Here is a 12,782-nt window from a genome sequence, read left to right as displayed (position 1 = left end):
CCTGATTACCCATGACCCTCAGCCAGCTTCAAGAGCCGATATGGCATCGGAGGGCTTGCCACGACTGCATGCCCCAATTCAACCAACATGCTCTTGAGGTCAAAACGATGATTAAACCGGAAGCAGTATTCCGCAAGATGCCTTGGTAAATGCTTCGCTCCGAGCGTATGGCAACTGCCCCGCAGCGAGTTTTTCACATTTCCTATCATCGTGTTTACCCAGTTGAATGCCGGATGATCCAGCCAGTCCAGGTTGCCCCCGGTGACAACACCCAGGTGCTCACAATTGGCCTCCTTGACCGCTTTGAAACAGGCCAATCCATCGGATATCACCGCGCTACCACTGGCAATATGCCGTTTTGCCCAATCAGCAACGGACTTGGTTTTGAAACCATCGACCACCGTCATCCGCATCTTGATTGGATGTCCTTCCTTGTTCAGGGCCACTGCTGCCACAAACGGCGTCTTGCCTGCCGCGCCCCGACCCCGTTTGCCACCACGGCGCTCGCCACCCCAGTAGACATCATCGAGCTGAATGATGCCGCTGATGGGCTGCTTGTCATCGGACTCTTTCATGGCTTGCAGCAGCTTGTGCTTGAGCATCCAGGCGGTGTCATATTTGACGCCCAACTGGCGCTTTAGCTCCATCGCTGACAAGCCTGTTTTGGTTTGTGACAACAGGTGCATTGCCAGAAACCACTTGGTCAGTGGGAGCTTGGTGTTTGCGAAAATCGTGTTTCCAGTCAATGACATCTGGTGACGGCAGTGATTGCATTGCCACACACGTGGCCGCCTGCTCAGGCGACAACAGGTCTTGTTGGCACATTCAGGGCAGACAAAGCCGTTAGGAAAACGCCAAGTGAACAGCGCATTTTCGCACTGAGCCTCAGTGCCATAGTCCTTGAGAAACTCAAACAGGCTGTAGCCTTTCTGGAATTGGATTTTGCTTTTGGCCATGATCTCGCACCTCGATAACTGTACGTAAGATCAGTATAGTTCGTGGTAACTGACTGCTAATCATGGGTAATCAGGTTCTGGTATGACTCCGACGGGGGATGAGCACACAACCATGCTGGCCTGACGTGTGCGTCGGGCCAGCAGGCGGGTTGTACAGTAATAAATAACTCTGAGATCAGAGTGGGGGGGCCCTCTGACTTTGCCCATGGTTTATTTAAGGCATGGGCAATCCATGTAAAAAGAATATTTAACTGGTTGAAATTTGGTTGGTTCGCTCAACAGCGCCAGTAAGGCAAGAGAATAAAGAATCCCCCCATGCCGCACAAGCAAACTGTTGTTCCCAGTTTAGCCTGCGTTCAGAAAATGGGGGGAGTTTGCCTATACAAAATAGCATTCAAAGAGATAGTCTCGAATGGAAAATATTGTTGCCGGTTCATGAGCGGGTATTTCTGCTGTCACGGGGTGTAGTGATGGATGAAGTGTACGCAGCACTGAGCTTTGTGTTAATGGGAACGACGTTTTATCCTATTGACTCCTGTGCTGCGCTGGCGGCGACTCAACCCGGGATGACCTCTATGCACCTCCTCAAGTCCTCTGCTGTGCCTCGCCTCCTTCGTTTGCATCCTTCCTGGTCAGCCTGGTTATTAGTGGGGCTTGGTACTCTGCTGAGCGGTTGCGGCCCTGACAAGCCTGTCAGCCAAGTACCGACCACAGAATCCTCTGTGCAGCAGGAGGCCGGGGCGCCGAGTTCGGTAGTGCAAGCTAACACCCGCCAATACCGCGATGCCCCGGCGCTGGCGCTGGTCTTCTCCGGCCCCTTGGCACCCAAGGCAAAATGGCAGAGCTGGCTTTCGGTCAGTGAGGGAGGCAAGCAGGTGCAGGGGGAGTGGATCCTCGCCGACGATGGCCGCACCCTCTATTTCCCGAACGTCCAGCCCGATAAAAGCTATGAGGTGAGCCTCAAGGCGGGGCTGGGCCCATCCCCCCGGAACTGGACCCTCAAGACCCGACCGCTGGAGGCGGGGGCCTCCTTTACCGCCAGCGGCATGGTATTGCCGCTGCGCGAAGAGCTGCGCCTGCCCATCAGCGCGGTCAACGTGGACGAGGTCAATATCGACTTCTTCCGGGTCGATGCGGAATATCTGCCCCGTTTCCTGGCGGAATATCGCCCCGGTGCCGGCATGGGCAACTGGGAGCTTGAGCAGATCACCCAGCGGGCCAAGCGGGTATTCAGCGGCCGCTATGCGCTGGAGCTCGATGCCAACCGGCGCGAGACCCGCCTCATCAATGTGAAGGAGCCGCAGCTGGCCGAGGCCGGCGTCTACTTTGCGGTGATGTCGCCCCTTGGCAACTACGACTGGCGCAAGGAGACCACCTATTTCGCGGTGAGCGACATGGGGCTCAGTGCCCGTCGTTATCGCGAGCAGCTGGAGGTGTTCGTGAGCTCGCTGGCTAGCGCCGACCCGCTCAAGGATGTGCAGCTCTCCCTGCTCGACGAGAAGGGCAACCGACTGCAGGTGCAAAACACCGATCCCCAGGGTCATCGTCGCTTCGATCAGGTGCAGGGTGCTCGGTTGCTGCTGGCCGAGCAGGGCAATCATCTGGCGGTGCTGCGCCTCGATGGTGCGGCGCTCGATCTCTCCACCTTCGATCTCGGCACCCAGCCCTGGCAGGCCCAGCAGTTGTATTTGTTCAGCGGGCGCGACCTCTATCGCCCCGGCGAGCGGCTCGACAGCGAGATCCTGCTAAAAGGGCAGGATGGCCAGCTGCTGCCGGGCATGGCGGTGGAGCTGGAGGTGAAGCAGCCGGACGGCCAGTTGCTCGAACAAAAGCGCCTGCTGCCGGACAATCTTGGCGCGGCCCACTACGGCCTGCGCCTGCCGGACGATGCGCCGCTCGGGCGCTGGACCATCAACCTCAAGACCGCCGCCGGTAGCCGCTTCGAATGGCCTTTTTTGGTAGAGGAGTTCTTGCCGGAGCGGCTGAAACTGCAGCTTGGCAAGGGGCCGGATGGGGAAGTCATGGATCTGGACGACGCCCTCAGCCTACCGCTGCAAGGGGACTATCTCTATGGAGCCCCGGCGAGCGCTACCAAGGCGAAGGCGGAGGTGAAAATCAGCCGCGCCACCATGCCTTTTACCCAGTGGCAGGAGTTCACTCTGGGTGACGTGCTGCTCGCCGAGCAGGCCAAGGATCTCGAACCGATCAGTCTCACCCTCGATGCGCAGGGGCAGGGGACTTTTTCGTTAGCTGATGAGCTCGATGGGGTGCGCGCCCTCGGGCCGCTGGAGGTGGCCTATCGGGTGTCGCTCGCCGAACCCGGCGGCCGCGCCGTCAATCGCAGCCGCACCCAGTATGGCTGGCCTGCGGGCAGCCAGTGGCCGGCACTCAAGGCCGACTTCGTGGCCGATCGGGTAGAAGGGGGCAAGCCGCTCCCCTTCCAGATCCTCAACCTCGATGAGCAAGGCCAGCCGGTGGCGGGGGCGGTGAAGGTGCGGCTTATCAACGAATACCGCGACTACTACTGGCACTACGCCGATGGCGAGGGATGGAAGTACGAATTCAACAGCCAGCCCTATCTGGAGCAGGAGCAGACCCTGCAGCTGGACGGCAAGGGGCCGACCCCCCTCAGCTTGCAACTGGCGGCGGGCTGGTATCGATTGGAGGTGGAGAACAGTCAGGGCCATCAATCGAGCCTGCGGGTGGAGATCGGCAGTTACGCCTGGGGCGGTGGTGGCGAGCAGGCGCGGCCCGACAAGATTGCCATCACCCTCGACAAACGCGCCTATCAGGCGGGCGACAAGGCAAAAGTGACCCTGGTGGCCCCGCACCCCGGCAAGGGCTTGCTGCTGGTGGAAGATGGCGACGGCCTGCGCTGGTGGCAGCGTATCGAGCTCAAGGGTGCCGGTGGCGATGCCAAGGATGCCCGCGGCGAGTTCGAGATCCCGGTCAGCCCCGAGTGGCAGCGTCATGATCTGCACATTTCGGCTCAAATCGTCGCACCAGACAGCGCCTCCAGACCGGCTGGCAAGCCGCAGGGGCAGAGCCTGCGCTCGGTCGGACTGGTGCCGCTCACCCTGGACCGGGAAGCGCGCCGTCTGCCGCTCACCCTGAGCGCGCCTGATAAGGCGGTGCCGCTTACCCGACTGGAAGTGACCGCCACCTCCACCCCCAACAGTCAGGGCCGCGTGGTGCTGGCGGCGGTGGATCGGGGCGTGCTCAACATCAGCGATTATCAGCCGCTCGACCCGTTCGAGATCTTCTTTGGTCGCAAGCGCTTCGCTCAAGATTTGTTCGACAACTACGGGCAAGTGATCCCGCCGCAGGATGGCAAGCTGGCCCGCCTCAACTATGGGGGGGACCGGGCGCCGCTGAAAAAGGGCGGCGCGCTGGAGAGCCGGGTCGAAGTAGCTGCGCTGTGGAGTGGCGAGGTGAGCTTTGATGAGAGCGGCAAGGCGGTGATCCCGCTCGATCTGCCCAACTTCAACGGCGAGCTGGCGCTGATGGCACTGGCCTGGAACGAACAGCAAGTCGGTGAGGCCGAGCGCGCCGTCAAGGTGGTGGCGCCCTTGGTGGCCGAGATTGGCTGGCCGCGCTTTGGCGCCAGAGGCGATGAGACCCGGGCGCTGGTGCAGCTGCGCAACATGAGCGGCGAGGATCAGACCCTCTCCCTTGTCTGGACCCTCAATGGCGGGCTTAAGGCAAACGGTGAGTTGCCTGGCACGCTGTCTCTTAAAAACGGCGAAGAGCAGTGGCTGACCCTGCCGCTCACCGTGACCGGGGCGAGCGGTGCGGCAAGCTTGCAGTTGGCGGCCAGCGGCAAGGATTTTGCCATCAGCCGCGACTGGACTTTGCCGCTGCGATCCCCTTGGCCGGCCGAGACTCGCCAGCGCTACCAGATGTTGGCCCCCGGCCAGCAGATGAGCTTTGCACCAGCTGAGCTGGCCGGGCTGGATCGCGCCAACCTGCAGGGGCTGCTCAGCCTCTCCGGCACCCCGCCCTGGGATCCGGCGGCCCAGTGGCAGGCGCTGGCCGACTATCCCTATGCCTGTCTGGAGCAGACCTTGTCCCGTGCCTGGCCTTACTTGCTGACCACGGCGGATGAGCGCATCGCATGGAGCAAACCTGCAGAGGGCAAGAAAGCGGCGAGCGAGGCGGATGTGCAACGCGCCCTGCTGCAACGGCTGCAGCGGTTGCAACTGCCAAGCGGCGGTTTTGGCCTCTGGGATGGTCGCTCTGACGAGGAGCAGTGGCTCACCGCCTATGCCACCGACTACCTGCTGGCGCGCAAGGAGGCAGGCGATGCAGTGCCGGAGGCGATGCTCAATCAGGCGCTGAACCGGCTGCAAAGCTATCTCACCGACAGTCAGTACGGCGAGCGCTGGAGCAGTGCCCCCGAGCACAGCCGGCTGGCCTATCAGGCCTACAGCGCCTATGTGCTGGCCCGGGTGGGCAAGGCGCCGCTCGCTACCCTGCGCCTTGTCTGGGAGCAGCAGGCCGATCACGCCCGCTCAGGCTTGCCGCTATTGCACCTCTCACTGGCCCTCTCGGCCATGGGGGATGAGCAGAACGCCGCCAAGGCCCTCAGCCGGGCCTTGGCGACCGAGCGTGGGGACGACTATCTCGGGGATTACGGCTCACCGCTGCGTGATGAAGCCCTTGAGCTCTCCCTGCTGCGCCAGCACAAGCTGGCTGCGGAGCGCTGGCCCGATCTCAGCGCCAAGGTGGCTGATACCCTGGCTCACCGTCAGTGGCTCAGCACCCAGGAGCGGCTCGCCCTGTTGCGACTCGCCCGATTCGATCCGGCCGTCGACTGGCAGGCCAGGGTGACCTCCTCTCTTGGCAGTGGATCCCTGAGCGGTTCGGCTCCGCTGCAGCAGGGCGCCCCCGAGGCACTGGCCGCGAGTACCGTCACCAACGAGGGCAAGGGATCCCTCTATGTGCAGCGCACCCTGATCGGTTACCCCGAACAAGCACCAGCACGGATCAGCAAAGGGATGAGTGTGACCCGCAGCTGGTTCAACAGCGACGGTCAGCCGTTTGATCCCGCCAAGGTGAAGGTGGGCGATCTGGTGGTGGTGCGGCTCAATGTCAGCAGTGAATCAGCGGTGCCTGATGCCCTGCTGGTGGAGATGGTGCCCGCTGGCTTCGAGCTGGAGAACCCCGCCCTTGGCAACAGCATCAAGCTCGAAGAGCTCTCCATCGAGGGGAAACCGGCGTGGCAGAGCGAGTGGAACGACTATCTCAAGCATCAGGAGTTTCGCGATGACCGCTACACGGCAGCGCTGGATCTGAGCGAGGGGAGCAACCAGCAGCTGGTCTACCTGATGCGGGCGGTGACGCCGGGTCGCTATCAGGTGCCACCGACCCAGGTGGAGGATATGTACCGGCCCGAGCTGCGGGCAGTGGGTGAGGATATCCATGAGGTAACTATCTCTGAGTAGCTGGCGCTTGATGAGTCGCAGACGCCCTCCGAGTAACGTTCCCTCCCTTGAGCGGGTTCGCCCGCTCACTTTCTGGCAGCGTGGCTGGCTGAGCTTGGTTCGCAGTGGCCGCGCTGGCTGGCGCTGGCTTGGCCGTCTGCCACGCTGGCTGCGCTTCTCGGTGCTGGGGGCTGCCGCCCTGTTTCTGTCGCTGCTGGTGCTGGATCGGATTTTCCCGCCGCCACCGCTCGACCCCGCCTACGCGCGGGTGGTGCTCGACATGAAGGGGCGGCCACTGCGTGCCTTTGCCGATACCAGCGGGGTGTGGCGCTACCCCGTGACGCTGGAGCAGGTCTCCCCTCGCTATATCGAGGCGCTGCTGGGCTACGAGGATCGCTACTTTTGGCGCCATCCCGGGGTCAATCCGGTGGCCATGGTGCGCGGTATCTGGCAGTGGCTGCGCTATGGGCGCGCCGTGTCGGGCGGCTCGACCCTCACCATGCAGGTGGCGCGCCTTATCGAGCCCTACCACAGGAGCGTGCCCGGCAAGCTGCGCCAGATGGCGCGCGCGCTGCAGTTGGAGTGGCACTACGACAAGCGCACCCTGCTCACCGTCTACCTCAACCGGGCGCCCTTTGGCGGCAACTTGGAGGGGGTGCAGGCGGCAAGTTTTGCCTATCTCGGCAAGAGCGCGGCCAAGCTGACCTATGCCGAGGCGGCGCTGCTGGCAGTGCTGCCGCAGGCCCCCAGCCGCAACCGGCCGGACAGGCATCCCGAGCGAGCTCGCGCCGCCCGTGACAAGGTGATGCAGCGACTGGTAGCGCAGGGCGTTTGGCCCGAGCCGGTGTGGCTGGAGGGGCGCATCGAGCCGGTGCTGGCCCGTGGTCACTTCACGCCGATGGAGGCGCCGCTCTTCGCCCGCCTCGCCGCCGACCATCAGGCCGGGGCGCTGGTGCACACCACCATAGACGGGGATCTGCAGCGCTGGCTGGAGGGGCGGGTGGCAAGCTATATCCGCCGTTTCCCCGAGCAGACCTCCGCCGCCCTGCTGCTGGTAGACAACAAAACCATGGCGGTGCGCGCCTATGTAGGCAGCGCCGAGTATGGCAATTTGCGCCGCCACGGTTATCTCGACATGGTGCAGGCGATCCGATCTCCCGGCTCTACGCTGAAGCCCTTTATCTACGGTCTGGCCATGGACGAGGGCTTGGTGCACTCGGCTTCTCTGCTCTCCGATGCGCCAAGGCTCGGCTCGGAGTATCGCCCTGCCAACTTTTCCGGTGCCTTTCAGGGGCCGGTGACGCTCGCCCAGGCGCTGCAGCAATCCCTCAACGTGCCGGCGGTGCAGGTGTTGGAGGCGCTTGGGCCGGACAAGTTGGTCAGCCGCTTAGACAACGCCGGGGTGCGGCTGGCGCTCTCCGACAAACCCAATCCGGCCATCGCGCTGGGGGCGGCGGGGAGCCGGCTCGAGCAGCTGGTGGCGCTCTACAGCGCGCTAACCCGGCAGGGGCAGGTAGCGATGCCGGTCTGGCTGGCGGGGCAGCAGGCGGTGCCCCGCCCCTTGCTGAGCCCGGGAGCGGCCTGGATCATCTGGCAAATATTGAGTGTGCAGGGGCGGGCGGATCAGCCCTTCGCCAGCGAGGCAACCGGCCGCGTCAACCGACTGGCCTGGAAGACCGGCACCAGCTACGGCTATCGCGACAGTTGGGCCATGGGGGTCTCCGGTCGCTGGACCATTGGCGTCTGGCTGGGGCGCCCCGACGGCACCCCCATGCCCGGTTTTTACGGCCAGAGCGCTGCGGTGCCGCTGCTGCTCTCGGTATACTCGCGGCTGGCCGACAACAGCCCCCTGCCGGCACAACCCAACACGGTGAGCGAGGCCGATGTTTGCTGGCCGCTGGGGCGCAAGGAGAGCACGACCCTGCCTGAGGCCTGTCTGCAGCGTCAGAGCGCCTGGTTGCTGGAGGGGCGCGATCCCCCTACCTTGCCGGATCCCATGGACTGGCCCTCGCCGCTGCGGCAAGTGGCGTTGACCAAGGAGGGCAAGCCGACTCTGACCCGTTGCCACGATGCGGCGCAATCCGGTTTTCGGGCGCTCTGGCCATTGTCGCTGGAGCCTTGGCGGGGGCCCGGCGAGCGGCGGCAGGCGCTGCTCGCAAGTGGTTGTGCGGGGGAGGGGCGAAGCGCCGAGCTGCAGGCACCCATTCGCATCCTGGCGCTGGGGGAGGGCAACCTCATTCGCAGCCAGCGCTACCGCCTGCAGCCCAGAGTGCTGGGGGGCGTGGGCAAGCCGGCCTGGTTTCTCAACGGCCAACGGCTGCGCTGGGACGGGGATCAGGTGCTGAGCGAGGCGGGGCGCTACCAGCTGGTGGTGGTGGACGAGGCGGGCAACAGCGATCGCATCGAGTTTCGGTTGGAGAACCCCTCCTGAGAGAGGCGAGTCAAAGGGGCTACCCGTTCAGGGTGACAATATTTTGACGGCAGCCTCTGTGCCTAAGCTGGCTCAGGGTTTGACCTGACCCAGCCGGGTGAAGAAGTGCTGGCTCTTGCGCTGGTGAAAGTGGCTCTTCTTGATGGGATGAAAGATAAGGCTGCTGTCGGGACGACTCTCCTTGAGCCTGTGGATCATCGCCATGGCGGGCAATGAGCAGCTGACCAAGGTGGTGAGTGGCAGGCTGCGGGTCTCCGGGCCCAGCAGCTGGTTGAGCCCCTGCTGCGCCTGCTCGAAGCGGGCCAGTATCACAGGGTCGGCGTAGCCGCTGCCAAGCATGGCGAGCAGGGCATCCAGAGCCTGGTGGAAGGCCGCCAGCTGCTGGCGAAAACCGCTGCGCCCGCGCAGGGCAACCAGCTCCGCAAAGGAGATCTCGGCGAGGTGAGTGGGCACTTGCAGCGGGATCTCGAGGTGGAAGCAGTCCTGGCCTCCCCTGTTGTGGTAGCGGGATTCGAGCAGGTGAAGCAGCCGGTCCAGATAGTCGTGATCCGTGATGAGGGCCCCCTCATTGGCGAGCGCCCACTCACGGGCGAGGCGCATGGAGAGCAGGTTGGCAAAGCGCCGCGCCATTCTTATCCCCCCTTCATCCTGCGTCGCAAAGCCCTGGGTCAGGCAAAAACCGTGCAGCCGCTCCAGACCCGGCTGGACGGGGCAGAAGCAGTCGTGGTTGGCACGCTGGCGCCAGCGAGTGATCAGCGCCTTGTTGCCAAACACCTTGTGGCGGACGAAGTCGGGGGCGATAAGGCCGGTAATCTGATTTTCGATTTGGGGGGTGATGGCGGCAAAGAAGGCTGGTGCCGGCCGCTCGGCCAGCAGATCGCTCTGCTGGCGCAGGGTATCGAGCAGGGCGGTGAGGCCGCTCTTCTCGCTGACGGTGAAGACGAAGGCGAGCCGCTCCAGATAGATCAGAGCAAACTTGAGCCAGAGTTCATCCCGTACTTCCATGCCGGGGTAGTAGATATAGGTCTTCATCGGATCGTCAGTGTTCAAGCCGGTGGCCAAGGCGCAGGCTCGGGAATATACGCAAGATTGCCGCCTTGCGGCAAACATTGTGTGGGAAAATATGCCGTCACCTGGCCAGTAGGCGCTGGCGCCAAACTTCTGATATAATTCGCGCCCTTAAATCAAGGCCACCCGAGTCAACACCATGAAGTTCATTATCAAGCTGTTCCCCGAAATCACCATCAAGAGCAAGTCAGTGCGTCAGCGTTTCACCAAGATGCTGCAGGGCAACATCCGTAACGTGTTGCGCCGCTTTGACGAAGACGCCCGCGTGCGGATGGACTGGGACAAGCTGGTAGTGAGCTCCCGCAACGATCAGTTCCATGCCCAGTATCTCGAGACCCTGGCCTGTATTCCGGGCATCCAGTATTTCCTCGAAGTGAAACTGAGCAACTTTACCGATCTGCACGACATCTTCGAGCAGACCCGCGCCGTCTGGGGCGATCGCCTGAAAGGCAAGACCTTCTGCGTGCGCGCCCGTCGTGTCGGCAAGCACGACTTCAGCTCCCTGGAGCTGGAGCGCTATGTGGGCGGTGGCCTCAACCAGCACTGTGAAACCGCCGGTGTGCGCCTCAAGAAGCCGGATATCCAGGTCAACCTGGAAGTGGAAAACGACGAGCTCTACATCATCAGTGCCGTCCACCACGGCATGGGCGGCTTCCCCATGGCGACCCAGGAAGATGTGCTGAGCCTGCTCTCCGGCGGCTTCGACTCCGGCGTGGCCTCCTACCAGTTCATCAAGCGCGGCTGCCGCGTGCACTACTGCTTCTTCAACCTCGGTGGCGCTGCCCACGAGATCGGGGTCAAGCAGGTCGCCTATTACCTGTGGAGCAAGTTCGGCGCCTCCCACAAGGTGCGTTTCACCGCCATCGACTTTGAGCCCGTGGTGGCCGAGATCCTCGAGAAGATCGACAACGGCCAGATGGGGGTGGTGCTCAAGCGGATGATGATGCGCGCCGCCGGCCAGGTGGCGGAAACCTTCCAGATCCAGGCCCTGGTGACCGGCGAGTGTGTGGGCCAGGTCTCCAGCCAGACTCTCACCAACTTGAACGTCATCGATCGGGTGACCGACAAGGTGATCCTGCGCCCCCTCATCACCTGGGACAAGCCGGACATCATCAGCGAGGCCCGTCGCATCGGTACCCTGGAGTTTGCAGAGACAATGCCGGAGTATTGCGGCGTCATCTCCAAGAAGCCAACCATCAAGGCAGTGCTATCCAACATCGAGGCGGAAGAGGCCAACTTCGACTTCGCCATCCTGGACAAGGTGGTGAGCGAGGCCCGCTATCTCGACATTCGCCGCATCGGCGAAGAGACTGCCGCACAGGTGCAGGAGGTGGAGACCACCCAGGTGCTGGCCGCCAACGAAGTCATCCTGGACATCCGATCCAGTGATGAGCGCGACGAGAAGCCGCTGGTGGTGGAAGGGCGCGACGTTCTGCACATCCCCTTCTTCAAGCTGGCGACTGCCTTTGGCGATCTGCCCAAGGAGCAGACCTACCTGCTCTATTGCGATCGCGGCGTGATGAGCAAGCTGCAGGCGCTCTATCTGAAAGAGCAGGGCTTTGACAACGTCAAGGTGTATCGCCCCTGATAGCGGTGTGCATGCGCCCATAAAAAAATCCGGCCAAGGTGCCGGATTTTTTTATTTCACATCTTCGGTGAGGATCAGGGGCAGGGGACTGGGGTAAAGGTCTCCTGGCCCTGGCAGCGCCAGCCCATCTCGGCCTGACGCATCTGCCACAGGTTGTTGCTGCGAAACAGGGTCAGGATGTAGAGCATGTCGCTCTTCTGGCCATCGAGGGCCACCGAGAGCACCAGATCGTTGTCCAACTGCTGGGCATGGATGCGGGTGGGCACGTCTTCATGACCCACGAAGCGGCGAGCCACTTCGCGATAGTCGTTGACCCAGCCCTGCTGACTGCTGCTCGCCTGACGGATCTGCTGGTTGAACTGCTGCACCGGGGTGGATGCCAGGCGCCCGAACAGGGCCTGTGCCCCCGCATGAGCCGCTGCCACCATCATCAGAATCAGCGTGGTAATGAGCCCAAGTTTTTGCATGAGGTAATCCGGCTTGAAACGACCACTCTATGACAACAGAAAAGCGGGCTTGGTTCAATCTTGCCCCTGCAAGGGTGGGATCTCGCCCACCCAGACCCGGTTCAGTTTCGCTGCAACGAGAAGGTCGGCAGGGAGAGATGCCAGTAGATGGCGGCAACCCGCAGGCCAAAAACGGCCGTCATGCAGATGAGCATGGCGGTGACCCTGTCCATGTTGACCTCCAGCGCCAGGGTATAGAGGATGCCCCCCAGGATGCAGGCGGTGGCGTAGATCTCCTTTTGCAGCACCATGGGCACTTCCCGGGCCAGCACGTCCCGGATCATGCCGCCAGCAACACCCGTCATGGTGCCCATGAGCACCGCAATCAGCCCTGAGGTGCCGAAGTTGAGCGCCTTCTGGGCGCCAATCACGGTAAAGAGCGCCAGCCCGAAGGCATCTGCCACCGGCAGCACATACCAGGGCATGCGGCGGGGCAACTTGACCATCCACATGCCGATGAGTGCCGTGGCGATGACGACCCAGATGTAGAGGGGGTCGCGTACCCAGAATACCGGGGTGGCGCCCAGGATCATGTCACGTATGGTGCCACCGCCGATGGCGGTCACCGCGGCCAGCACCATGACGCCGAAGCCGTCCATTCTGAGGCGCCCTGCCACCAATACCCCCGAAAACGCGAATACCGCAGTACCAAACATGTCGCTGATGTAAACAATCTGCTCAACCAGTGTCTGCATGGAGAACAACTCACGTCCAATAAATGATGGGGCGGCGATTTTAGGGGCAAGGGGCGCGTGTGAGCAATGCCGGTATGCAAAAGTGGGAGCCAGAGCGGGTTTCTGGGGGCAGGGG

At 62.7% G+C, this 12,782-nt stretch carries 7 protein-coding genes; 3 read left to right on the top strand and 4 right to left on the bottom strand.

The annotated features are described in order from the left end of the window. Positions 1-5: 5 nt before the first annotated feature. Positions 6-956, bottom strand: coding sequence for an IS1595-like element ISKpn3 family transposase (locus BN1127_RS03645; RefSeq protein WP_042648536.1), 951 nt, complete (start codon positions 954-956; stop codon positions 6-8). A 575-nt stretch (positions 957-1,531) separates the two neighbouring features. Here BN1127_RS03645 and BN1127_RS03640 point away from each other — a divergent pair. Next, complete coding sequence (locus BN1127_RS03640; RefSeq protein ID WP_042648535.1) at positions 1,532-6,400, top strand: alpha-2-macroglobulin family protein; 4,869 nt, start codon at positions 1,532-1,534, stop codon at positions 6,398-6,400. Between the two features lie 10 nt (positions 6,401-6,410). Beyond that, entirely contained in the window at positions 6,411-8,810 is a 2,400-nt protein-coding gene (pbpC, locus tag BN1127_RS03635; RefSeq protein WP_042648534.1) for a penicillin-binding protein 1C, read from the top strand. Between the two features lie 72 nt (positions 8,811-8,882). Here the strand turns inward: pbpC and BN1127_RS03630 are convergent, their stop codons facing one another. After that, the gene (locus BN1127_RS03630) at positions 8,883-9,842 is read right to left on the bottom strand and encodes a hypothetical protein (RefSeq protein WP_042648537.1); all 960 of its coding nucleotides are present in this window, start codon (positions 9,840-9,842) and stop codon (positions 8,883-8,885) included. 175 nt (positions 9,843-10,017) lie between these two features. On the opposite strand from BN1127_RS03630, the gene thiI reads away from it, so the two are divergent. Further along, positions 10,018-11,466: a tRNA uracil 4-sulfurtransferase ThiI gene (gene thiI, locus BN1127_RS03625; protein WP_042648533.1), complete on the top strand. Its 1,449-nt coding sequence runs from the start codon at positions 10,018-10,020 to the stop codon at positions 11,464-11,466. Positions 11,467-11,540: 74 nt separating this feature from the next. Here the strand turns inward: thiI and BN1127_RS03620 are convergent, their stop codons facing one another. Further along, entirely contained in the window at positions 11,541-11,933 is a 393-nt protein-coding gene (locus BN1127_RS03620; protein WP_005326432.1) for a hypothetical protein, read from the bottom strand. A gap of 101 nt (positions 11,934-12,034) precedes the next feature. After that, positions 12,035-12,667 carry a trimeric intracellular cation channel family protein gene (locus BN1127_RS03615; RefSeq protein ID WP_025326511.1) on the bottom strand — a complete coding sequence of 211 codons (633 nt, stop codon included), beginning with the start codon at positions 12,665-12,667 and terminating at the stop codon, positions 12,035-12,037. Between the last annotated feature and the right edge of the window lie 115 nt (positions 12,668-12,782).

The organism is Aeromonas media (genome assembly GCF_000819985.1).
Classification (GTDB): domain Bacteria; phylum Pseudomonadota; class Gammaproteobacteria; order Enterobacterales; family Aeromonadaceae; genus Aeromonas; species Aeromonas media.
This window is presented reverse-complemented; position numbering and strand designations above follow the sequence as displayed.

Excerpts from the sequence above, each read along its gene's own strand:
- BN1127_RS03620 (WP_005326432.1), bottom strand. The coding sequence starts at position 11,933 with ATGCAAAAACTTGGGCTCATTACCACGCTGATTCTGATGATGGTGGCA.
- pbpC (WP_042648534.1), top strand. The coding sequence starts at position 6,411 with ATGAGTCGCAGACGCCCTCCGAGTAACGTTCCCTCCCTTGAGCGGGTT.
- BN1127_RS03645 (WP_042648536.1), bottom strand. The coding sequence starts at position 956 with ATGGCCAAAAGCAAAATCCAATTCCAGAAAGGCTACAGCCTGTTTGAG.
- thiI (WP_042648533.1), top strand. The coding sequence starts at position 10,018 with ATGAAGTTCATTATCAAGCTGTTCCCCGAAATCACCATCAAGAGCAAG.
- BN1127_RS03630 (WP_042648537.1), bottom strand. The coding sequence starts at position 9,842 with ATGAAGACCTATATCTACTACCCCGGCATGGAAGTACGGGATGAACTC.
- BN1127_RS03640 (WP_042648535.1), top strand. The coding sequence starts at position 1,532 with ATGCACCTCCTCAAGTCCTCTGCTGTGCCTCGCCTCCTTCGTTTGCAT.
- BN1127_RS03615 (WP_025326511.1), bottom strand. The coding sequence starts at position 12,667 with ATGCAGACACTGGTTGAGCAGATTGTTTACATCAGCGACATGTTTGGT.